Raw genomic sequence first — 22,392 nt, forward strand, 5'->3', positions numbered from 1 at the left:
TCATGGAAAAAGTAACAGGTATTAAAAGTGTTGATTTTAAGATTACTGCGTTAGGGCATGGTGTTGTGAATTGGAATGGTCCGACAACTTTGACTGGTGACAATGGTAAAACGGTAGATAACCATACTTTACCAAAGTTACGAGGCTATACCAACCTAACAGGGAAAGTGAAAGAAGAAACAGGTTATAAATATAAAAAGGAAGCGACAGATATAGATTTCAAGAAAACGCCTTTGTATATCAGCCAAAACTGTATTCGTCATCATATTTTTAGGGATCAAGCATTCGATTTACATTTTGCCGCAGAAAAAAACCTAGAAATGGTGTTAGCTTCTATTACAGGGTTGATCCGTGGTTACGTCGTTCCTTCAAGTCAGTGTAAACGGACAAGTCCCTTACTCATTGAGGATTTTATTGATCAATTGGGTAACGGTAACTTTGAACAGTTTGGTCAAGCTGGTGCTCGTGACAGCTCATCATTCTTTTCTAAAACTACATTTGGTGATACTGAGTACGTTTCTTATGGCTCTATCAGTATTGAACAATTGCAATTTATCTCACTCGATAAAAAGTTCGACCGCGCTAGTATGATTATCAAAGAGGGCCAAGGTGAAGAAGTGGCTAAAACGGTACAAGACTTTATTCAGTCGCTTAATCCCTCACTCAACCCTGTTGCCATATTCCACAGTAATTATGTGCGTAAAGGGACCATTTTTGAAGAAGGCGAATGCGGCATTTTACTTAATGATGATGCAGTAAAAGTCTTGGTTACTGAAACATTAGATCGCTTAGCTAATTTATCTATTCGCCAAGCGAAAGGTTATATGTATGTGGATGACATCACTGTAGATTACAACGATAGTCATAAAATGATGCGTATCAAGCGTGATGAATCAGAAATCATCAATGAGCAGCATGTACCGTTTGCTCAGTATTTTTATGCAAAATAGGAGGTTGCATGAAAATAACCATAGAATATGATTCTTGTTGGCGAAATTCATTTTTAGGAGGTTCAAATAATGATCCTGTTCCTAAGAAAGGCCGTGAATTTTTAGGTTCAATGACTAATTTAAAAAAAGAGGGTAATTTCAAAGTATGTGAAACGACTTTGGATACTGTAATGGGAATACTTAATCGTTTAATTGGTGATCAGCGAAAACTGTATCAGGCTCGCAGAAAAATACATGAAACTAGTTATTATTTCTCAGAACTGGAAGATAAAGTCAGTTTTATAGATCAGCCAACGTTGACTAATGAAATGACTTTTATTCGCAATATGAATGGTAGTACGGACCAGAATTCATTTACTGGTATGATTAAGGTATCCGATCCCGTTTTTAATTCTGAATATTCACAGCGGTTTTGGGGAATATTGAACCTAGATTTCAATCAACTCTGCGATTTTATTATTAAGCAATCACAAGTAGAAGTATCAATTGATCTTGATCCTTTAAGTATTATCAATCGATTGGAGAGTCTTAATAAAGAAAAAGCAATAGAGTTAAATGACAATCTGGTTCTGGTTGTTGACATTTTAAATAAAAATTTTCCAGAAATTGAATATTTAAACAATAAAAACTTGATTACACCAATCAGCCTTTATTGTTCAGCACTCTATCTTCAACTTTCTCGATTAGAAATAAATTATGATATGGCCACTGCGAAAACTAAATCAGGTGGTATTAGTGGTATATCTAAACGTGGATTTACCAAAAAAGATTTCATGGATCGATATACCACCGGATCAAAGAAAACAATTTGGGGTAATCCTTTCATCAAAAAAGAAAAGATAAAAGGGCAAGGGGAAGTGACTTCCATGATGACGAAAGCTAGTGGTCGATTAGAAATTAATATCGATGTTGATCGCAACAAAGCACAAGAAATAAAAAGCTTGATTGAAAATGCTGGGGTATCAAGTTTTTACCTAGGGAAAAAAGGCCTAGCTTATGTGTCAAACATACGGCTTTAGGAGGAAAAATGGACTCATACATTGAAATACGTTTACAGCCGGATGCTGAAATGCCAGAAGCCGAACTCAGCAGTAAGGTATTTACTAAGTTTCACAAAGCATTAGTAATTTTGCATAGCAATCAAATAGGCATCAGCTTTCCAGAAGTTAACGTAAAACTTGGGCGATTATTTCGCTTACATGGTGAAGCAAGCTTTTTGCATGATTTACAAGGTTTAAACTGGCTTGGTCCGTTATCTGGTTACTGCCAAGTGAGTGAGATATTGGCTATTCCTGAACAGGTGCAATATCGAGTGATCTCAGTAAAGCGTAGCAATTTAAGTCAAGCGAAGCTCAGACGTTTGATCGCTCGCGGTAGCATCGATAAAGAAGGTGAAAAACGTTACAAAGTGAAAATGCTTAGCCAAGGTTTTGATAATCCGTACCTAGATTTATTCAGCAGTTCGACGAAGCAGGTACATCGTAAATTTTTTGAGTTTGGTGAAATACAGCCACTGCCAGTATCCGGAAAGTTTGATTCCTATGGGCTAAGTCATACCACTACGGTTCCTTGGTTTTAACCCTATTTTTTTGCTCTTTAAAAATAATCTTTAAATACAAATAGTTACATCGGGTGATTTAAAATAGGGTAAAAATACATTTTTTGCTCTAACTGCTTGTTGTAACTTATTTTTATGTTGTTATTCTATAGTTCACTGCCGCACAGGCAGCTTAGAAATTGTTCTAATGTCGTCACTTGATGCGATTTCGGTTCACTGCCGCACAGGCAGCTTAGAAAAGTATCGTCAACATCACCAACCTGCTGCTGCTGTTCACTGCCGCACAGGCAGCTTAGAAATCGGCTCTCAGGTCATGTGATGATAATCGTTGGTTCACTGCCGCACAGGCAGCTTAGAAAGCATTACTGCGCCTTACGAATACAAGCGCCTTGTTCACTGCCGCACAGGCAGCTTAGAAATCTATACATCCTCATTAGTCTTTTACACTCTGGTTCACTGCCGCACAGGCAGCTTAGAAATTTCTTGGTTAGCTTGAGACCAATGAAGGCAAGTTCACTGCCGCACAGGCAGCTTAGAAATTTTTAGCAATTTCTTTAGCTTCTGTTGGAGAGTTCACTGCCGCACAGGCAGCTTAGAAAGATCAACTTCAACAAAGCCGGATTTCTTTCCTGTTCACTGCCGCACAGGCAGCTTAGAAATATTCTCAGTAAGGATGGGAAAATGTGGTATTGTTCACTGCCGCACAGGCAGCTTAGAAACTAACCATAGCCCTAACCTCATTGGATGCCTGGTTCACTGCCGCACAGGCAGCTTAGAAAGCTTGGCACATCCACTTGCCGCCGAATTTTTTGTTCACTGCCGCACAGGCAGCTTAGAAATCTCTGATTAAATAGATTTACGGTTTCGTTACGTTCACTGCCGCACAGGCAGCTTAGAAATGAAATTAAAAAGCATTTCGAAGCGTCTTTTGGTTCACTGCCGCACAGGCAGCTTAGAAAATCAGCCATAGACGAACCTCACTTGTTAGGGTGTTCACTGCCGCACAGGCAGCTTAGAAATTCACTATTTGGGTAAGTACACACGGGCATAGGTTCACTGCCGCACAGGCAGCTTAGAAATTGTCGGACGAAGAATTAGCAGAGGTATCAAGGTTCACTGCCGCACAGGCAGCTTAGAAAGTCTGCATCGGTCATTTGTTCTGATTTGGCTGGTTCACTGCCGCACAGGCAGCTTAGAAATTCCAACTTTTTACGTACTAGCTTAGAAGGCTGTTCACTGCCGCACAGGCAGCTTAGAAAGAAATCCGACAAGCCGCCCGAGCACTTTATTTGTTCACTGCCGCACAGGCAGCTTAGAAAAATGCGCCAGGCTCACCTTACCCTTGCTCTTTGTTCACTGCCGCACAGGCAGCTTAGAAACGCCGGATTCGATGGAATCAAACTCCCGCCAGTCATCCCCGCGAAGGCGGGGATCCATTCTGCAACAGATGCCAAGTGCTTAAGTGAGCGATCAATTGGCCACAGATTACTGATACTTCGCATAGATTCCCGCCTACGCAGGAATGACGGTTTGGTTGTGGTTTTGGGAGCTGAACTCCATAGATCCCCGTCATGTTTTGCCTGCTACTGCTGTGAGGCAGGGAAATGAAGGCGTAGCGATCATCGAAAACTGATCCACTAAATACACGTAGTCAGCATAGACTCCCACCTTGAGGGCAATGATGCTTGACGCTTTGAATACTCGATTGTTCACCTTGATTACAAGAAAGCGTGAGTTGTTTAACAATATGTGCGCCTAATTCCTTAGACACTACGTTGTATGATTGATGTGAGTGGTGGAATACATGAGCTCCCTAACGTTACCTTGCCAGCGAGAGATTGATCTCTCATCAGAGTTAAACGTCGTATTACAAGACAATGAATTGCATTTTTCTTATTTAGGATGCGACTCTGTACCCATCAGCGATCGCTATGTCCTATTTCGGATGGCGCTAAATAGCGATCCCCATGCCCGAGTCATTGGCGATGGTTTTCAAATGTTGGCCCAAGCGGCGGGTACGGTGAGTCATCCGCTGGATGTGGGTCGTTGCCCCGATAATGACCAGAGTTATCGACTTTATGCTTCTCATGCCAATAAACGCTATTACAACTACCTAGTGATTGAAGATAAAGACCAATATCAGCTCGTTGGCTTTACCTCTTGCCAACGGTTTGCGGGCTATTTTGAGTTAGTGGTGGAAGAAGAGACCACGTATCTGATTGCCGCCATCGATGGAGAGCAAACCCTGCCGAGCGATTGGCCCAATAACCGTTTAGAATCACTCATCGTATTGCAACACTCATCGCTAGCGGAGATCTACCAACAGTATGCGCAAGCCATTCAACGTCATCATCGATCACGTGACGGGGTAACTCAGCTTGCGCCGATCGGGTGGTGTTCGTGGTATGCCTATTATGCGGAGGTTAATGAGCAGCACATTCGCGCTAACCTTGCGGCCATGCAAGGTGAGTTGGCGGAGGTCGAGTGGGTATTACTGGATGACGGATACCAAGCTTTTATGGGCGATTGGTTAACGCCATCAGAGAAATTTTCCGGTGGTGTAAAAGCGCTGCTCCAGAGTATTAAAGCGGCGGGTAAAAAACCGGCAATCTGGCTGGCTCCGTTTATTGCTCAGCTAGAATCGGCTTTGTTTCAGCAACACCCTGACTGGTTTGTGAAAAATCACCAAGGACAGCCTTTAAAAGCCGAAGATGTGACCTACGGCGGATGGCGTTGCACGCCTTGGTATGTGTTAGATGGCTCTCATCCACAAGCTCAGGCTTATTTAACTCATGTAATAAAAACCATGCGAGAAGAGTGGGGTGTTGAACTGTTTAAACTGGATGCCAATTATTGGGGAACCCTAAAAGGTTTGCGTTACCAATCAGGCGTTACTGGGGTTGAGGCTTATCGGATGGGCATGCAAGCGATAGCCCAAGGCGCCGGAGAGGCTTGTTTATTGGGTTGCAATGCACCGATGTGGCCATCACTCGGTTTGGTCGACGCGATGCGAGTGTCTGATGATGTAGAACGTCGCCGTCAACGTTTTGCGCAAATCGCTAAAGAAACCTTTTATCGCAGTTGGCAACATCGTCAGTTATGGCAAATCGACCCCGACTGTGCCACCTTGGTGTCGTTAGCCGATCAGGCCACCGATCTCGCCAGTTATGAATTTCATCGTAATGTGCTACTTGCTTGCGGAGGGGTACTGCTTTCAGGTGATCCGCTCACCGAGTTAACGCCTTTTGCTAAGAGCAGTCTTCAGCAATTGATCGCTCGTCAACATCAGACTCAAGAGACCTCGACGCCAACGTCTTTAGCGCTTAATCATTGGCGATTAGCTTTAACACCTAATCATGAGTTGCACTGTTTATTCAACGATCAAGCGACCTCGCAGCATTATACCTTGACCGCTACCCAACCTGTCGATTGGTATGATTATTGGAGTGGCGAAAAACTTGTTCAGCAGCCGGCTCAGATGTTGGATGTATCATTGGCGGGAGGATTAACCAGCCGAGCTATCGTCGCCTCGACAGAGAGAACACGCTCATCGTATCGAGAATAATAACCGGAATTTTTTATGGTGGAGACGCATCTATCCCACTTTAGGTTACGTATTACGCTGAGTGTGTTTATAAAAGGAATAGTACGAGCGTATGTTTTCTGCTGATGAGCAATCAAGAATTATTGAAATGGCATGGGAAGATAGAACGCCATTTGAAGCTATTTTTCACCAATTTGGTTTAACTGAACCACAGGTGATTCGTTTTATGCGTAGGCATCTAACCACACGTAGTTTTAACTTGTGGCGGCAGAGAGTCAGTGGCAGAGAAACCAAACATCTTAAATTACGGCCACCTGAAGTTGATCGTGGTTACTGCCCGACTCAATATAAACCTCGTTAACGGGTTTATTGATTGGGGATCATGGGCAGGTCTGCTAAAGTGACGACCTGCCAGCGATCAAGTTGATAGCGCTGGAGTACCTAAGACTAGGAAAAACTTTGACCAATAATGATATTTTCTGCGCTTTGCGCACGACGTTTGCTTTTAACGACCAAACTTTATTAGAGATTTTTCATCTCGCGGATAATGAGACGACACCAGCACAACTAGCCTCTTGGCTGAGCAAACCACAAACGCCAGAGTTTGCTGAACTGAGTGATCCGCAATTAGCGAGTTTTTTAAATGGTTTGATCAACCTCAAACGTGGCAAGCGTGAAGGGGAAGCGGCGAAGCCAGAAGCGAATTTGAATAATAATATGGTGTTTCAGAAACTGCGTATTGCGTTAAATTTGCAAGCCGATGATTTGCTGATTCTTTTTCAGCAAGTTGGGGTTGAGCTGAGTAAGAACGAAATCGGCGCTTTTTTCCGTAAGCCGGGTAATAAGCATTATCGAGAGTGCAGTGATGCAACGTTACGTCAGTTTTTACAAGCGATTGAGCATCATCAACCAGTTGTCGTGCAGTAATCATTAGCCAACAAATTTAATAAATGTCGTGAGAAGGGAGCGATTCCTTCTCACGATTTTTTGTTATCTCTCTTCACTGATGTCGAGTGGTAAACTGAATTCAAAACAAGCGCCACCTAAATTATGGCTTGAAGTGACGATCAGATGCCCATGATGTTGACGAGCGATCTGTTCAGCGATCGCTAATCCTAATCCAAAACCACCACTGGCTTTATCTCGAGCAGAACCGACGCGATAAAATGGTTTAAAAATGTGTGGCCAATGCACTTCGGGGATCCCCGGACCATCGTCTTCAATGGTCACTTTCCAATCGATATCATCATGGCTGATACTGATTTTCACCTGTTGTTTGGCATAGCGAGATGCATTACGTACCACGTTGGAAATGGCGCGATTTAATAAATTACTATCGACTAACGGTATTGGCCAGTGTTGTGGCGCTTGTAATTCAATGGGGACTGGTGACTCAATTTGCCATTTTTCGATTTGCGTTGGCAGCCATTGTGCTAGGTCGAGGCTGATGAAGGTTAACGGCGTGGTTTCCATTTTTCCTAAGCGAAGCAGTTCGTTAATCATCTCTTCGAGTTCATGGATATCATCTTCGATACCAGCAATGTATTTATCTTTTTGTTCTGGCATATCTTGCAACATATCAAGCTGGCACTGAATGCGAAATAGTGGGGTGCGCACCTCATGAGCAATCGCGTTAGTGAGCATTTTATGACTTTCTATTAGCTGAGAGATTTTATCAGCCATGGCATTGAAGCTACGATTTAGGGTCCCCAACCGCATGGAACCTGTCTCTTTTGCTCGGATACTTAAGTCACCTTTGGCTAAGGCTTGAGTCACTTGTTCGAGGTGTTTGAATCGCCACATAAATAGCTTCATCATCAACATGCTGTATACGGCAAAGCAACCCATTAAAACCAGAAAAATAACCCAATCTTCGATATCTAAAGCAATCCAAATCTCAGCTTCTGGATCGCGATAGATGTGATAGATGGTATCGGTCGGATTGAAGGTAAATATAGAGCCATCGTCGTCGGTGGTAAACACCCCATGATTGGCCAGCCGCTCCTTAACTTGAGCCGTTAGTAAAGGGGAGTTTTCAGGCAGTGCCTCAATGATCAACCAGTTTGCATCGGCAATCGCTTTGAGTTTTTCTTTGGCAACGTCAACCCCATGCTGATCGGCCACAAACTCCAAAAGCTCAAGACTACTTTGAATTTGCTGGCTGCGTGCGACTAAATCAAGATCAGGAGAGAGCCAGTCATTAATACTGACATAACTGACTAAAGTGAACATAAAAATACCGACAAGAGCAAGATAAAGCTCTAAATAAAGACGTTTCATAGTCTCCCTTTATGACCAGCTTTCTGGGACAAATAAATAACCTTTACCACGTAAGGTTAAGATACGTTTTGGGACCGAGGAGCTATCCCCAAGTTTACGGCGTAAAATAGCTACTTTGTTATCAATGGTTCTATCAAGCCCATCGTATTCAATACCACGGGTTTCTTTGACTAAATACTCGCGTGAAAGTACTTGCTCAGCATGACTAGCCAGTAACCACAAAAGGTCAAATTCACTGTCGGTGAGCACAATATCTTCTCCGGCAAGAGAGCATTGACGAAGTTTGTGATTGATACTGAGCTGCCCAAAATGAAGTTGATGATCATTGTCTAGATGCGGTGACTCGGTTTGTTGCTGGCGACGTAATAGCATGCGGATTCTCGCCAGTAATACCCGAGGTTTAATCGGTTTATTCACAAAGTCATCTGCACCTAATTCAAGAGCGGCGACATGGTCGATGTCATCGTCACTGGCGGTTAAAAAGACGATTTTTCCTTTGTAGTCGTTACGAATCTCTCGACAAATCGATAAACCATCTAAACCGGGTAGCATCAGGTCGAGAATCACTAAATCTGGCTGAACTTGCAAAATCAGGCTGCTTGCTTGCAGGCCATCATGAGCTAGATGAACCTCAAACTCATTATTTTCCAAATAGCTAGTCAACAGCTCTGCTAGCTTTACATCGTCTTCGATAAGTACAATTTTCATAAGTGAATCATCAGTTAAAAATAGCGTGGATACAATAGGAGCAGACAAAACGGTACATTATGTGGCGCTGTGTAAGGCTCGCATACATAAGCGTACAAAACATGAGTTGTGTCACAAAAAGTAAATAACTATAGTTCGGGCCAATACGTTAATAGTACGAGTATCGTCCCATGAATTCTATACAACCCTATGAGAACCGTACGCGTTTAGTCGGCCTCGACTTTTTACGCGGTTTGGTCATTTTTATGGCTATCTTTGAACATTATACGGGGTATTTAAACTATTGGTATGTGGATTTTTTTCCTAAAGAGAGCGATTTTTATGAGACATTATATCGTTCACATTTACCTATGTTGGGGCAACTTGTCCCGATGGACAGTTTTACCGGTCAAGTCTCAGCGTGGTTAATCCCTTGGGTGAGTCAAGTCTATTTGGCGTTAGCGGCGTTTAATCTCTCGGTGCGATCATCTGAACATATGCGGGCAACACTAGTGAAAAAACTGGCTCTATTTTTGAGCATTATTTTTGTGTTGTATATTGAAGGTTTTATTATTGCGCCTAACTTTGGTGAGGCAATTTCATTTTATCCAGTCATGCTATGGATGACGTTACTGGCTTTTTTCTCTATTGTTTACGCCTTTTTTGGTATCCGCGGCATGTTGGTGTTAACCGTATTGAGTACTGTCGTCAGTCAGCTTGGGGTAACGTCATTACTTGAGCATGCTGAGCTATGGATGCAAACCCATGTACACCCAGGCTATGAGTTGGATGCACGGTTAGACCTGTTTATGGCCAGTGGATGTTTTGGTTTTCTCTATGGGTGGGTATGGCATCATTACGCTGAAAAACGTGATGCGCTGAATAAACTTGTTTTGGGCGTTGCGTTGGTGGCTTTAACACTCTATTTCTTGAATGGTCAAGCGGCGACCATTGATCTACATGATGTGTATGCCGAAGAGCATGCTTTAGCAGAAGATACTATTGGTCGTCTCGGGATCTGGGGTACGGAATTTCTAGTGATTGGTTTAATCTTAACACTGCATCAAGCTGGGATCCGTTTAAGCTGGCGTCCTCTCAATTGGATAGGCATGTACTCATTAACTGTGTTTATTTTCCATAAGTCGATTTTTATTTTCTTATGGGGACCGCTACTCACTTGGGCTTCAGCGAAGATGGGAACGACCTTACCGAATAATTTCTTGCTGATATTTACCTTATGTTCATTATCAGTCGGCATCATTTATCTGTTTAAACGCTCAGGCATTATTTGTCATCTGATGGGTGATCATCAAGATCAGATGTGGAAGGATGTTTACCGTCAGAAAAGGCTACCCGATGCTCAATAAAACGATGATTCTAGGTTACCAAACTATCGTCGTGTTCACGCTGACCCTATGGGTCAGCGTTGTTCGTTGTGATGAATTTAGTCTTGGTGCAAGTTTTGGTATCGATAGCCCTGCGGTGAGTTCATCAACCAAATGGCAATGGTCACCAAGTATCGCTTATGAAAAAGAGACGGAGTTTGGACTGTTGTTTGCTCAAGGAGGTGAAGCGGGGGTGGCTTTGCCTATGCCATATTCGGACAAGGCTTATTTTACCGTTGGTCCCGTTTTACTGAGCGAAGAACAGGGGGCGTCACGAATCGGTTCCAGTTTACGTATCGGTTATCTATTTACGGAATCACTGTCGGCCTCATTAGCATGGCAGAAGGATTGGTCAAATGCTGTTGGAGCACAGTGGCTGATTGATGGCTCCTATCGACTTAATGATGAGTGGAGTATCAATGGTTGGTCTCGTTATGCGGACAAACATAATCAAGCGTTACGTCATGTCTCTGGGACTTGGCGTGATGTCGGCATCAGTGTCGAATGGGAAACGCCGTTTTTATCCGATTGGGTGAGCGCGGTGGAGGTTGGCGTTAATCATCAAGTCGATAGGCATTTCACCGAGCCGGTACTGACTTGGAGTGTACGTTACCTATTTTGGTGATCATCCTTTACCGCTATTCATGCCGGATACTTTGCTATTCCCTTTACTATTGAGGTCAATCGCTGTTAAGGCGCTTGCTTATCGGTTTGGAATCAGACAAAACCATACATTTCAAGACTGAATGGTTTTGATGTTTATCTTTATAATAGATACTGTTAATCACTAATAGGATCGCTGTTCACTATGTCGAAAACATTGGCACTTTCTCCGATTATGGGCCTGATGGCTTGTCTTGGACTTCATTCTCCTCATGTGTTGGCGGAGCCTGTCGCTTGGGATCAAGCGGGGCAGGTATGGCAAACCCAGCAATCGGCGCACTTTATAGTGCATTTTCGTCGTGAACTCGCCAATAGTGCAGCACGTGCATTAGATATTGCTGAGCAAGTTCACCAAGAGCTTGCGTCTCAGTTTGCACAAATGCCCGCCGAGAAAACGCATCTCACCTTAGTTGATGATTATGATTACTCTAACGGCTGGGCAACGCCACTGCCTTACGCACAGATACGTCTGATCATCAATCCACCCAGTGCGGTGAATGGATTAGAAGGTAATGATGAGTGGCTGCATTTACTGATCCGCCATGAATACACTCATATTATCCATATGGAAATGAGTGATGGTGCTGTTACCATCGGACGAGGCATTGTCGGTCGTCATCCTCTTTTATTCCCACATGCTCTTACCCCTTCGATGCTATTGGAAGGTTTGGCGGTCTATATGGAAAGCCAAAATGATCATGGTGTTGGGCGGTTGCATAATAGCCACTTTGCAATGCAGATGCGCATGGAAGTGGCGAGTGGTGAGTTAGCCGATATTGAACACGTGGTAGTGGCTCATAAGCGTTTGCCCTTTGGCAGTAACTATTTGTATGGTGCTTATTTTGTTCAGTATCTAGCCAAAACCTATGGTGAAGAGTCTGTTCAGGCCTTTTTAACCGATTACAGTGGCTATCTGGTTCCGGGACTTTTCTTAAATCTCAGTGCTCGACACATTTTTGGGAAAGATTTTTTCGCGCTTTGGGAAGAATTTCGTGCCGATTTGAACACGCAGTTTGCCGATCAACTGACTTCGAATGAGGCGTTCACTTACCATGAGCTCGATGCTCAGCCGTTTGAGTATTTGTTAGCCCATGACCGTGATACGTTGATCGCGTGGCGTCAAAATGGCGACGATCGTGCTAACCTTGCTCAATGGGATACCAAGCGTGGTCAATGGCAAAGTCTGGTCAGTACCAAAAGCTTAACCAGTATCGACTCGCATCCGACGCAAGGGCTAGTGGTTTCGCAAATCAATTCGTATGTTGATGGGCGTGTTTTTAATGATCTGTATCGTTATGTCGATGGCCAGTGGCAGCGTTTAACCGAGCAGCAACGCTTTGTGCAAGCACGCTGGAGTAACGATGGGCTAAGCATTTTTGCGGTCCGTCATCAGCAAGGCCTGGCTGAGTTATGGCAAATCGAATTAAACGGCAAGCAAACTCAGTTGTGGCAGGGTGAAGCAAATTGGGTACTAGGCGATATGGCCGTATCACCAAACGGTGATATTTATGCCGCCGTGAAAGCGCCTTTTCAGTCGTGGAATATTATGCGTTTTGATCAGCCAACGCAAAGCTGGATGGCGGTCACTGAAACCGCCGCTACTGAACATCAATTGAGCTTTACTGCGCAAGGCGATTTACTGTTCAGCGCCGATTATACTGGGCGTTATCAGATTTATCGTCTTGATTTGCAAACCAATATCGTTGAACAATTAACCGCAGAAATCGGCGGTGCATTTTCACCGCAATCGGGGCCTGAAGGGATTGTTTATCAAGCGTATGAGCATGATGGTTACCATCTGCGTCGTGTAGAGAATCCGCAAGGACTTGCCGATATACCGCTATCGACGCTACCGGTGGCCAACACCGTGAATGCGGCTCCGATAGCCACGATTACTGCTACAGAGAAAAGTCAGCCAACAGGATACTCGCCATTATCGACGTTAGCGCCACGTTATTGGGTGCCGGTATGGCAGTCTGATGATAATCAATCGTTATTTGGTGTTGCTACTAGTGGCTCCGATGTATTGGGTCGCCACCAATATGAGATCATGGCGGCATGGGACAGTAAAAATGCGTTTGCTGCTTATCAACTTGGCTATCAATACGATAACCGCTGGCAAGCGACATTAAGTCGTGAACATGAGTTTAAATTTAACGCATTAACGGGTAAAGACGATCGGATTGTTCGTCAGGATGATTTCACACTGCAGCGTAACCATTTATGGCATGCGTTTGATGACCACTTAAACGTTGGCGTCGGAACGTATTGGCAGAAAGAAGCGCTGGTTAAATCTCCTCAAGGTTCTCACTATGCGGACGCGAGTAATGAATGGCTGGTCGGTGGTGCGATTCAATGGGATAACCGTGAAAACTTGTTGAATATCCCCGGTTACGCTTGGGGACATTACGCTGACTTAGTGTGGGAAACCAATATTGACGGTGACTACTCAGGACAGAAGTGGCAAGCACAGTGGCAGGCGAACTGGGATTTACCCGGACGTTTACGCTTAACAACGCATTTGGCCGCCGGTTATGCCGATGCTAAAGCTAAACCTTTTGAACTTGGTGGTTATACGGGTGACGAAGCACAACTTTATGGCCGAAATGAACTTAAACTACGCGGTTATGGTTCTGCGGCGCAAGTGGGCCAGCAATATGCCACACAAAGTATTGAGCTAAGCCGTTTGCTGTATCGCGCTGAGCGAAACTGGGGCTTATGGCCGATTGGTTTAGGTGACATTTCTGCGACCGCATTTGTTGATTCCGGTTCCAGTTGGAATTCTCAGCAAAGCTACAGCGCATTAACGGGCATCGGTGCTGAGTTACAAGTCGATGCGATCGTTTTGTATGGTAATGCGTTACCGATTCATATTGGATATGCTCATGGCTTAGACAGTAAGCTAGGCAAAGATGAAGTGTACATTAAGCTCGCGGCTGAGTTTTAAACGCGCACCACTATTATTATCGGTTGTAAAAAGGGCAGAATGATTTCTGCCCTTTTTTATTGCTGTATCGATCGATAATCCCTCGATTTACGTATCAAAATAAAATTTAATCATCGGTTACTTTTTATGTCCATACGCTCTCTTTATTGGTTTACCAATGACTTACGGATTTCAGATAACCCATTATTGACTCAAGCCGCGCAAAATAGTCACCAGTTGACTTGCTGCTATCTGATCCCTTCGTTAACGCCTTTAGATCAACGTTTTCAAGTTGTGGCCAGTAATGGCTTGGCCAAGCAGCGGTTTTTATTAGAGAGCTTGGCGGATTTGGATGCAAAATTGCAAACGCTCGGTCAATCATTACAGATAGCCACCGGAGAGGCGGTATCGCAGCTTTGCCAGTTTATTGAACTGACCGAAGCCAATCATTTGTATGTGTCTGAATCTGTCGACTTTGCCATTCATCAAACGTTACGTGAAGTACGCTTACGCTACCCACAATTAACGGTGGTCTCTCTTAATACTCATCGTTTATTTGAGCAAGCCGAATTACCGTTTTCGTTAGCGGCGTTACCTGACTCTTTTTCTGTTTTTCGTAAACAGGTCGAATCACTCGAGGGTCGATATTCATCGCAATCAGCGCGGTGGAATAGCGATATCACGGCTTTGCCACCCAGTGTTCTTCCATCGTCGAGCTCTTGGTTATCGACCGCCATCAGATCCATCAATCTTGAGTTGCGGTCTTCGCCGCTGTGGAGAGGCGGTGAAAGTGCTGCCTTAGAGCATCTTGAAGATTATTTTTCTAGCGATGCGTCATTGATTTATAAACAAACGCGTAATGCGTTAGATGAATGGGAGTCTTCGACGAAGTTTTCGCCTTGGCTTGCCAATGGTTGTCTCTCGATTGGCCGTTTATTAGCAAGGCTTAACGATTATGAAACGCAACGAGGAGCGAATGAGTCGACATACTGGATTTATTTTGAATTGTTGTGGCGAGAATATTTTCAATGGTACGCCCTTAAATATGGGGCGCAATTATTTCAATTCTCAGGTATCAAAGGTCAAGTGCCGTTGACCAGCTACTATCCGCAACGGATGCGCAGTTGGATCAATGGTACAACCCCTTATCCGATTGTGAATGCGGCAATGAAGCAATTAAAAGCCACAGGATACCTGTCTAATCGAAGTCGTCAGCTTGTTGCCAGTTGTTTGGTGCATGAGCTAAGCATCGATTGGCGCTATGGCGCGCAGTATTTTCAATCACAATTAATCGATTATGATGTCGCCAGTAATTGGGGTAATTGGCAATATTTAGCGGGAGTTGGCGCGGACCCTCGCGGTCATCGCCGCTTTGATTTGGCTAAGCAGACCGCGTTATACGATCCTGAGTTGAGTTTTATTCGTCATTGGCAGGGGGAAGCGGATCAGCACAGTATTGATGTTGTTGATATGGTTGATTGGCCTGTCTCTCCAGCGCAATAAGCGTACGATTATTGCGCAAGCGTGGCGCCATTCACTTTTTGTCATCATTCTCATCGATTCGACACACCTTTTGGCTCGGTTATCATGAATAAGTTTGATATACATCAAACTTATTTGTGTTTTTATACCGAGTCGATCGCTATTAACCCTAATTGGCAATGGCAAAACACAATAAAAATAGCAACGAGTAAACCAAATTGGAGTGGGACTCGTAATTAACAAGTAAGTTAATAATCGTTGTGTCATTGCCTAGCGGTTTTTTAGATTTAGGAATACGTGATGTTAGATACCCTCATGTTGTCGCGGATACAGTTTGCGGCCAATATTAGTTTTCATATTTTATTTCCGACCATCACCATTGCGTTAGCGTGGATCATGGTGTTTTTCAAGTGGCGTTTTGTTCGTACTCAAGCTCAGTTATGGCTTGATTTGTACTATTTTTGGGTCAAGGTATTTGCGCTTACCTTCGCTCTTGGGGTTGTCTCTGGTATTACCATGAGTTTCCAATTTGGCACCAACTGGCCGGGTTTTATGGAAAAAGTCGGTAATGTTGCCGGACCATTACTGGGTTATGAAGTGATGACCGCTTTCTTTATGGAAGCGACCTTCCTTGGTGTGATGTTGTTTGGACGGGGTCGTGTTCCTGAATGGGTACACACCTTAGCCACCGTACTGGTTGCGATTGGTACCTCACTCTCTGCCTTCTGGATTTTAGTCCTTAATAGTTGGATGCATACGCCAACGGGTTATGAACTGATTGACGGCATAGTACATGTGACCAGTTGGAAAGAAGTGATTTTTAATCCTTCTATGCCTTATCGTCTCGCCCACATGTTACTTGCTTCGTTACTCACAGCCAGTTTTGTTATTGCTGGGATCTCGGCTTATCAGTACCTGCGTAATTCACAACTTAACGCCGCCAAAGTGGGCATGAAAGTAGCGATTATTCTTGCCGCTGTTGGTATTCCGGTGCAGATTTTGGTCGGTGATTTACACGGTTTAAATACGCTTGAACATCAGCCTGCGAAAATCGCTGCGATGGAAGGGGTGTGGGAAACTGAACAAGGTGCGCCATTACTGCTTTTTGCTTGGCCCGATGAAACCACGCGCAGTAATCATTTTGAAGTCGGGATCCCTAAATTAGCGAGCTTCATTTTAACCCATGACTTAAATGGTGAAATTCAGGGCTTAAATGAGTTTGCGCCAGATCATCCTCCGGTCAAGCCTTTATTCTTTGGTTTTCGGATCATGGTGGGTGTCGGGATGTTGATGCTATTGGTGAGTTGGTACGGTGCTTGGCGATTGCTACGCCAACAATCACTACCGAAACCTTACTTATACACTTTAGTGGCGATGACATTTTCCGGATGGGTAGCAACCCTAGCGGGTTGGTATGTGACAGAAATTGGTCGTCAGCCTTGGTTAGTTCAAGGGGTATTACGAACCTCAGATGCGGTAACGACGGTGGCGAGTAGCTCTGTAGCCACGTCATTAGTGATGTACTTAATTGTCTATGCGGTCTTGCTGGTGGCTTACATCCATACCCTGTTTTATTTAGCCAGACAGTTTTCATCACCGACTGAAACCGCAACCACTAATGAGCAAAAGGTATAAGCATGATCACACATCTACCTGAAATTTATCTATTACTGCTGGGCTTTAGTGTCTTCATGTATGCCGTGCTTGATGGCTATGATTTAGGCGTTGGCATTTTGTTACCGCGTAATAATGAGCAGCAACGCGACCGAATGATCGCTTCGATTGGCCCTTTTTGGGACGCTAATGAAACGTGGCTAGTATTAGGTATTGGTATCTTATTAATCGCGTTTCCTGCCGCTCATAGCTATATCCTTACCGAACTCTATATGCCTGTCGCCATTATGCTGATCGCCTTGATTATGCGAGGTGTGGCGTTCGATTTTCGCGCCAAAGCGAAAGCCGATCATAAAGATCATTGGGATTTGTGCTTTAAAACGGGTTCACTGCTCGCGGCACTGACTCAAGGCTACATGATTGGTCGCTATGTGATGAGTTTTGAAGAGTCGACTCAAGCGTACGCCTTTGCACTGCTCAGCGCGTTGTGTGTCACTGCGGCTTACGTGTACATTGGTGGCGCTTGGCTAGTCTTAAAAACAGAGGGTGAGTTACAAAAGCGCGCGGCATATTGGTCTCGCCGAGCTGGCTGGTTAGCGGCATTAGGTATTTTAGCGGTCAGTGTGGTTAATCCACTGTTTAATCCGATGGTGGCTGAGCGTTGGTTCAGTTTTCCTGAGATGTTACTGTTGGCTCCGGTGCCATTGGTAGTGTTGGCGACCATTTTTATGGTTGATCGTTATTTAAGACGGGTGCCGATAGAGAATGATATGGGCGTTCAATGGCCATTCTTTGGGGTAATGTTGATTTTTGCTTTAAGCTTTCTTGGTTTAGCTTACAGCTTTTTCCCAGATGTGGTGCCCGGGGTGATGACAGCGCAAGAATCAGCCGCTTCTACTGCTAGCTTGTTAGTGGTCGGGATTGGGGTAGTGATTGTTATGCCAATGATCTTGCTTTATACCTTTGTTGTCTATCGGATTTTTAAAGGTAAGGCGACAGACTTAAGCTACAAGTAATCGCATGTAGTGGTATTGGAAAAAATAATGGCCTCGAAAGAGGCCGTTATTTTATGGTATTTACATCACCTTGCAGGCAAAGCCTTTCAGATAAAAACCTTCTGGGTATGCGGTATCAACGGGATGATCCGCGGCTTGTTCGAAGCGTTCGATAAACTTCACATCGCGACCGGCATCCAGCGCTGCATCGGCAATGATTTTTTGAAACAGGACTTGATCCATCAAACCCGAGCACGAATAGGTGAGTAGGGTGCCACCAGGTTTTAAAATTTGCATCGCTAACATGTTAATGTCTTTGTAGCCACGACAAGCGCCGTTCAACTGAGCTTTAGACTCGGCAAACTTAGGTGGGTCCATAATCACTACGTCGAATTGCGTGCCTTGCTCTCGGTACTCGCGCAGTAGTTTGAACACATCCGCATTGAGAAACACCGCGCGTTTTTTGCTGATATCAAATTCATTGAGCTCGGCATTCATTTTCGCATTATCGAGTGCTGGCTGTGACACATCGGCATTAATTACCCGCTTAGCGCCACCTTTTAACGCGTATAACCCAAAGCCACCGGTGTAAGAGAAGCAGTTGAGTACTTCTTTATCTTTAACGTATTTCATTGATTGCTGACGGCTATCGCGTTGATCAAGATAAAAGCCAGTTTTATGGCCACCAACTATATCAACACGGATTTTAATGCCATTTTCTTCAATCACCACCACCTCTGGTGGAACTTCTCCGTGCAATACACCAACGCGCTCTTCTAAGCCTTCTTTCTTACGCACTGCAACGTCTGAACGCTCATAAATATGACAATCGGCAAAACAGTGTTTAAGTGCGGCGATCAAGTGCGGTTTTTGGTATTCAGCACCGGCACTGAGTAGCTGACAGACTAAATAGTTATCATATTTATCAATCGTTATACCGGGCAAGCCATCCGATTCAGCAGCAATCAGGCGATATCCAGTGACGCCGTCACGCTCAATCAATTCGTCGCGCAGTTTTTGAGCTTGCTGAATACGTTTGATAAAAAAATCATTATCAATGCTTTCATTGGTAAAGCTCCATACACGAGCACGAATTTGAGAGTGGGGAGAGTAAGCCGCTTTCGCTAACCATTGTCCATCATGCGTGTAAATATCGACCGTTTCACCGAGTTGTGGATCGCCTTCAACTTTGCTGATGCCACGAGAAAAAACCCAAGGATGTTTACGACGTAAAGATTTATCACGACCTTTGACCAGATAGATTGCAGGAGTCATTGCGCTACTCAAAAAGATTAATAAAAATGGGCAGGCATTGTCGTGCAACTTGGGGTGAAAAGCAAATCAGAGTATCCCTTTGCTTTATCAACGCTACGGCATTAACTACGCTCATCCTCAGTACTCATATCGTTATATTGATCTTCATGAGATAACGATGCTTCATTTCCCGCTATAGCGTTACCAAATGGTTATCTACCTACAACGGTAAGTCGCTGAGAGATATACTCTACTGGAGATGACTTTGACGTGGAGGAAAGTATGAATAACGTAATAAGCGATAAGTTTATCGTGTCGGGAAGAGTACAAGGGGTTGGCTTTCGTTACCATACCGCCTTGCAGGCATCGAAGCTTAGTGTGCTCGGTTATGCGAAAAACCTTCCTAGTGGTGAGGTTGAGGTGCTGGCGGTTGGTCAATCAGAACACGTTGAGCAGCTCTTTATATGGCTACAACAAGGGCCGAAAACGGCACGAGTGGAACAAGTGATGCGCAGTCAAGTCACTATCGATTCAGTACCATCGGATTTCCAAATTTTATAGCGAGTTCAAAGAGGGCTGATTCACTGTCAGCCCTCGGCTGTTTAGTCGGGCTTATAAGCACTTCGCGGGTTTGGGTAAGCCTGCGAGCTTTGTTGCTTGTTTAGCGGGACCTTTAGGAAACAGCTTAAACAGGTATTTACTATTGCCTTTTTCCGGCCCGTGGGCTTTTTCCATTGCCTTGACTAGCATGCGAATCGCGGGAGAGGTTTGGTATTCTTCATAAAATTGACGAACAAAATGGATCACTTCTAAGTGCGCATCACTCAACAGGATCCCCTCTTCATTAGCTAGAATCTCTATCATTCCTTCTTCCCAAAGGGTGTGATCAAGTAAATACCCTTGTGCATCGGTTGCAATGCTTTTACCGTTATAGTCGAACATCAGTTTCTCGCCCCAATTGAAAAGTGCGCATAGGGTAATGGAGGCTTGGTTTTTGCTCAAGAGAAAACAAAGGCCCGAAAGCAAGCTTTCGGGCCTTTGGGTGATGTTATTTCAGTTGTGTTGCGATTAGTCGCGCATGATGCCAAGAATCGTCAACAAGCTGATGAATAGGTTGTAGATTGAAACGTAAAGGCTGACGGTCGCAGAGATGTAGTTAGTCTCACCACCACGAACAATTTGCTGAGTTGTTAACAAGATAACACCGGTTGAAAACAACACGAACATTCCGCTCATTGCTAGGTGCAGCATTGGCATTTGTAGGAAAATATTTGCCACAATACCGATAAGCAGCACAACGAAGCCAGCCATCAGTACGCCACCAAGGAAAGAAAGGTCACGCTTAGTCGTTAACGCATACGCTGATGCACCCATAAAGGCTAAGGCCGTACCACCTAAAGCGGTGAGGATAACATCGCCCATGCCTGCACCGATGTACATATTGAGGATTGGACCAATCGTATAACCTAAGAAGCCAGTAAATAAGAACGTAAACACAAGGCCAAGGCTGTTGTTACGGTTTTTCTCAGTTAAAAATAACAGACCATAAAAACCGACCAGCATAAGAATTAAGCCAGGGCGTGGTAGGTTCATTGCCATTGAAACGCCAGCGACAACCGCTGACCATAATAAGGTCATTGAGAGTAGCGCATAGGTGTTTCTTAGCACTTTGTTGGTTTGTAGAGCACTGTCATAAGACGAGGTGCGTGAATACATTGGACTGTTCATACTCTTCCTCATAGAAGGTGTAGTTAACTATGTAGACAGTAATGGGGTGAAAAGTTCACTATTTCAATCCCATATCTGTATTTTTGTTTACGAGAATAATAATCAAAAAGCGCGAATTAAGTGTGAACAAGTTGTAACATGATATTACTTGTGTTCGCTATTCATACTAGAACGGGGCGATCGCGCTTGTGAATAGGTAACGCTTATTCTACGTTAAAATAGACGTAATAATAAGAAACTTTTAGCGTATTGGTGTGGCGTACATAATTCCTCCGGCGTTCCAAAGGGCATTCAGTCCACGTGGAATGGCTAGAGGAGAGTCTTCGCCGACATTACGTTGAAAGCTTTCACTGTAGTTGCCCACTTGTTTGATGATTTGATAAGCCCAATCGTTATTAATGCCCAGTGGACGCCCAATTTCTCCTTCAACACCAAGGAGTCGTCTGATTTCAGGGTTGGTTGATTTGCGCTGTTGGTCGACGTTGGCTGAGGTAATGCCGAGTTCTTCGGCGTTAATCATCGCGGCGAGCGTCCAGCGAGTGATATTTAACCAGCGATCATCGCCTTCGCGAATCACGGGGCCAAGCGGCTCTTTGGAAATGATTTCTGGTAGAATAATGGCTGAGTCTGGTTTCGCTAAGTTCAGTCGCAAGGCATATAATCCAGACTTATCGGCGGTGACCGCAACACAGCGCTCTGCATTGAAGGCGCGAGCAATTTGTATTGCAGTATCAAACACCACGGGTTGGTAACTCATGCCGTGATGACGAAAATAATCATCCAAATTCAATTTGGTGGTGGTTTCTGATTGAACGCAAATAGGGCGATTATTAAGCTGGCTTACTTGGGTTATGGCTGATTTTTTAGTAACCATAAATCCTTGGCCGTCATAAAAATTAACGCCGACAAAGTTTAAGCCCATTGTGGTATCTCGCTCAAATGTCCATGTAGTATTGCGAGAAAGCACATCGACCTGTCCCGATTGCAAAGCATTAAAGCGCTCGCGAGCCGTTAACGGCACGTACTCTACTTTATTTTTATCGCCTAATACTGCGGCGGCGAGGGCGCGACAATAGTCCACATCCAAACCTTGCCATTGACCTTTGGCATCGGCATCAGAAAAACCTGCTAAACCAGTGCTGATGCCACAGGTTAGCTTTCCTTGGGTTAACACACGGTCTAAGGTCGTTGGCGATGCAAAAGCGAGATGAGTGGTTAACGATAATGAAACCGCACAAACAAGAGTAGCCAATCGATTCGCCATGGGAATATCCTTCTTTGAGCAGAAGCGCTCGGTCAATTTGTTAGTTATTATAAGCGTAGATA

Annotated in this window: 19 protein-coding genes and 1 CRISPR repeat array; of the genes, 13 read left to right on the forward strand and 6 right to left on the reverse strand. The window is 44.3% G+C overall.

The annotated features are described in order from the left end of the window. Positions 1-2: 2 nt before the first annotated feature. From cas7fv to VIB_RS06555, 6 genes are all read left to right on the forward strand, one after another. Complete coding sequence (gene cas7fv / locus VIB_RS06530) at positions 3-950, forward strand: type I-Fv CRISPR-associated protein Cas7fv (RefSeq protein WP_004395174.1); 948 nt, start codon at positions 3-5, stop codon at positions 948-950. A gap of 8 nt (positions 951-958) precedes the next feature. Then, a complete protein-coding gene (gene cas5fv / locus VIB_RS06535) occupies positions 959-1,969 on the forward strand; it encodes a type I-Fv CRISPR-associated protein Cas5fv (protein WP_004395175.1) in 1,011 nt (336 codons plus the stop codon). 8 nt (positions 1,970-1,977) lie between these two features. Beyond that, positions 1,978-2,529, forward strand: a complete 552-nt coding sequence (gene cas6f, locus VIB_RS06540; RefSeq protein WP_004395176.1) for a type I-F CRISPR-associated endoribonuclease Cas6/Csy4 — start codon at positions 1,978-1,980, stop codon at positions 2,527-2,529. Positions 2,530-2,659: 130 nt separating this feature from the next. Then, a CRISPR array of direct repeats spans positions 2,660-3,887; the repeat unit is 28 nt; unit sequence GTTCACTGCCGCACAGGCAGCTTAGAAA. Positions 3,888-4,312: 425 nt separating this feature from the next. Next, a complete protein-coding gene (locus VIB_RS06545) occupies positions 4,313-6,073 on the forward strand; it encodes a glycoside hydrolase family 36 protein (RefSeq protein WP_004395178.1) in 1,761 nt (586 codons plus the stop codon). A 91-nt stretch (positions 6,074-6,164) separates the two neighbouring features. Beyond that, the gene (locus VIB_RS06550; protein ID WP_040904271.1) at positions 6,165-6,413 is read left to right on the forward strand and encodes a TIGR03643 family protein; all 249 of its coding nucleotides are present in this window, start codon (positions 6,165-6,167) and stop codon (positions 6,411-6,413) included. Positions 6,414-6,511: 98 nt separating this feature from the next. Then, positions 6,512-6,979: a YehS family protein gene (locus tag VIB_RS06555; protein WP_004395179.1), complete on the forward strand. Its 468-nt coding sequence runs from the start codon at positions 6,512-6,514 to the stop codon at positions 6,977-6,979. Positions 6,980-7,042: 63 nt separating this feature from the next. Here VIB_RS06555 and VIB_RS06560 read toward each other — a convergent pair whose 3' ends face one another. Then, a complete protein-coding gene (locus VIB_RS06560) occupies positions 7,043-8,332 on the reverse strand; it encodes an ATP-binding protein (RefSeq protein ID WP_004395180.1) in 1,290 nt (429 codons plus the stop codon). A gap of 9 nt (positions 8,333-8,341) precedes the next feature. Then, on the reverse strand, positions 8,342-9,040 hold the full coding sequence (locus VIB_RS06565) for a response regulator (protein ID WP_004395181.1): 699 nt from the start codon (positions 9,038-9,040) through the stop codon (positions 8,342-8,344). Positions 9,041-9,210: 170 nt separating this feature from the next. Between VIB_RS06565 and VIB_RS06570 the strand changes: the two genes are divergently transcribed. The 6 genes from VIB_RS06570 (at position 9,211) to VIB_RS06595 (ending at position 18,105) form a co-directional block, all read left to right on the forward strand. Continuing rightward, the gene (locus VIB_RS06570) at positions 9,211-10,386 is read left to right on the forward strand and encodes a hypothetical protein (protein ID WP_004395182.1); all 1,176 of its coding nucleotides are present in this window, start codon (positions 9,211-9,213) and stop codon (positions 10,384-10,386) included. Continuing rightward, a complete protein-coding gene (locus VIB_RS06575) occupies positions 10,376-11,029 on the forward strand; it encodes a hypothetical protein (protein ID WP_040904272.1) in 654 nt (217 codons plus the stop codon). The genes VIB_RS06570 and VIB_RS06575 overlap by 11 nt, the downstream gene beginning before the upstream one ends. A gap of 183 nt (positions 11,030-11,212) precedes the next feature. After that, positions 11,213-14,014 (forward strand): hypothetical protein, encoded by a 2,802-nt coding sequence (locus tag VIB_RS06580; RefSeq protein ID WP_004395184.1) that lies wholly within the window; start codon positions 11,213-11,215, stop codon positions 14,012-14,014. 126 nt (positions 14,015-14,140) lie between these two features. Next, a complete protein-coding gene (locus VIB_RS06585) occupies positions 14,141-15,496 on the forward strand; it encodes a DASH family cryptochrome (protein WP_004395185.1) in 1,356 nt (451 codons plus the stop codon). Positions 15,497-15,775: 279 nt separating this feature from the next. After that, positions 15,776-17,110 (forward strand): cytochrome ubiquinol oxidase subunit I, encoded by a 1,335-nt coding sequence (locus VIB_RS06590; RefSeq protein WP_004395186.1) that lies wholly within the window; start codon positions 15,776-15,778, stop codon positions 17,108-17,110. 2 nt (positions 17,111-17,112) lie between these two features. Further along, positions 17,113-18,105: a cytochrome d ubiquinol oxidase subunit II gene (locus tag VIB_RS06595; RefSeq protein ID WP_004395187.1), complete on the forward strand. Its 993-nt coding sequence runs from the start codon at positions 17,113-17,115 to the stop codon at positions 18,103-18,105. A gap of 60 nt (positions 18,106-18,165) precedes the next feature. On the opposite strand, the gene VIB_RS06600 is transcribed toward VIB_RS06595, so the two are convergent. Further along, complete coding sequence (locus VIB_RS06600) at positions 18,166-19,359, reverse strand: class I SAM-dependent methyltransferase (RefSeq protein WP_004395188.1); 1,194 nt, start codon at positions 19,357-19,359, stop codon at positions 18,166-18,168. 261 nt (positions 19,360-19,620) lie between these two features. Between VIB_RS06600 and yccX the strand changes: the two genes are divergently transcribed. Further along, positions 19,621-19,899 carry an acylphosphatase gene (gene yccX / locus VIB_RS06605; protein WP_040904273.1) on the forward strand — a complete coding sequence of 93 codons (279 nt, stop codon included), beginning with the start codon at positions 19,621-19,623 and terminating at the stop codon, positions 19,897-19,899. Positions 19,900-19,950: 51 nt separating this feature from the next. Here yccX and VIB_RS06610 read toward each other — a convergent pair whose 3' ends face one another. From VIB_RS06610 to VIB_RS06620, 3 genes are all read right to left on the reverse strand, one after another. Then, complete coding sequence (locus VIB_RS06610; RefSeq protein WP_004395190.1) at positions 19,951-20,280, reverse strand: TusE/DsrC/DsvC family sulfur relay protein; 330 nt, start codon at positions 20,278-20,280, stop codon at positions 19,951-19,953. Positions 20,281-20,406: 126 nt separating this feature from the next. Continuing rightward, positions 20,407-21,066 carry a Bax inhibitor-1/YccA family protein gene (locus VIB_RS06615; protein WP_040904274.1) on the reverse strand — a complete coding sequence of 220 codons (660 nt, stop codon included), beginning with the start codon at positions 21,064-21,066 and terminating at the stop codon, positions 20,407-20,409. 241 nt (positions 21,067-21,307) lie between these two features. Continuing rightward, positions 21,308-22,330 (reverse strand): amino acid ABC transporter substrate-binding protein, encoded by a 1,023-nt coding sequence (locus VIB_RS06620; RefSeq protein WP_004395192.1) that lies wholly within the window; start codon positions 22,328-22,330, stop codon positions 21,308-21,310. Positions 22,331-22,392 lie beyond the last annotated feature (62 nt).

This window comes from Vibrio metschnikovii CIP 69.14, from assembly GCF_000176155.1.
Taxonomy (GTDB): domain Bacteria; phylum Pseudomonadota; class Gammaproteobacteria; order Enterobacterales; family Vibrionaceae; genus Vibrio; species Vibrio metschnikovii.

What these genes read in the sequence shown, in the direction of transcription:
- cas7fv (WP_004395174.1), top strand. Translation starts at nt 3, where the DNA reads ATGGAAAAAGTAACAGGTATTAAAAGTGTTGATTTTAAGATTACTGCG.
- cas5fv (WP_004395175.1), top strand. Translation starts at nt 959, where the DNA reads ATGAAAATAACCATAGAATATGATTCTTGTTGGCGAAATTCATTTTTA.
- cas6f (WP_004395176.1), top strand. Translation starts at nt 1,978, where the DNA reads ATGGACTCATACATTGAAATACGTTTACAGCCGGATGCTGAAATGCCA.
- VIB_RS06545 (WP_004395178.1), top strand. Translation starts at nt 4,313, where the DNA reads ATGAGCTCCCTAACGTTACCTTGCCAGCGAGAGATTGATCTCTCATCA.
- VIB_RS06550 (WP_040904271.1), top strand. Translation starts at nt 6,165, where the DNA reads ATGTTTTCTGCTGATGAGCAATCAAGAATTATTGAAATGGCATGGGAA.
- VIB_RS06560 (WP_004395180.1), bottom strand. Translation starts at nt 8,332, where the DNA reads ATGAAACGTCTTTATTTAGAGCTTTATCTTGCTCTTGTCGGTATTTTT.
- VIB_RS06565 (WP_004395181.1), bottom strand. Translation starts at nt 9,040, where the DNA reads ATGAAAATTGTACTTATCGAAGACGATGTAAAGCTAGCAGAGCTGTTG.
- VIB_RS06570 (WP_004395182.1), top strand. Translation starts at nt 9,211, where the DNA reads ATGAATTCTATACAACCCTATGAGAACCGTACGCGTTTAGTCGGCCTC.
- VIB_RS06575 (WP_040904272.1), top strand. Translation starts at nt 10,376, where the DNA reads ATGCTCAATAAAACGATGATTCTAGGTTACCAAACTATCGTCGTGTTC.
- VIB_RS06580 (WP_004395184.1), top strand. Translation starts at nt 11,213, where the DNA reads ATGTCGAAAACATTGGCACTTTCTCCGATTATGGGCCTGATGGCTTGT.
- VIB_RS06585 (WP_004395185.1), top strand. Translation starts at nt 14,141, where the DNA reads ATGTCCATACGCTCTCTTTATTGGTTTACCAATGACTTACGGATTTCA.
- VIB_RS06590 (WP_004395186.1), top strand. Translation starts at nt 15,776, where the DNA reads ATGTTAGATACCCTCATGTTGTCGCGGATACAGTTTGCGGCCAATATT.
- VIB_RS06595 (WP_004395187.1), top strand. Translation starts at nt 17,113, where the DNA reads ATGATCACACATCTACCTGAAATTTATCTATTACTGCTGGGCTTTAGT.
- VIB_RS06600 (WP_004395188.1), bottom strand. Translation starts at nt 19,359, where the DNA reads ATGACTCCTGCAATCTATCTGGTCAAAGGTCGTGATAAATCTTTACGT.
- yccX (WP_040904273.1), top strand. Translation starts at nt 19,621, where the DNA reads ATGAATAACGTAATAAGCGATAAGTTTATCGTGTCGGGAAGAGTACAA.
- VIB_RS06610 (WP_004395190.1), bottom strand. Translation starts at nt 20,280, where the DNA reads ATGTTCGACTATAACGGTAAAAGCATTGCAACCGATGCACAAGGGTAT.
- VIB_RS06615 (WP_040904274.1), bottom strand. Translation starts at nt 21,066, where the DNA reads ATGAACAGTCCAATGTATTCACGCACCTCGTCTTATGACAGTGCTCTA.
- VIB_RS06620 (WP_004395192.1), bottom strand. Translation starts at nt 22,330, where the DNA reads ATGGCGAATCGATTGGCTACTCTTGTTTGTGCGGTTTCATTATCGTTA.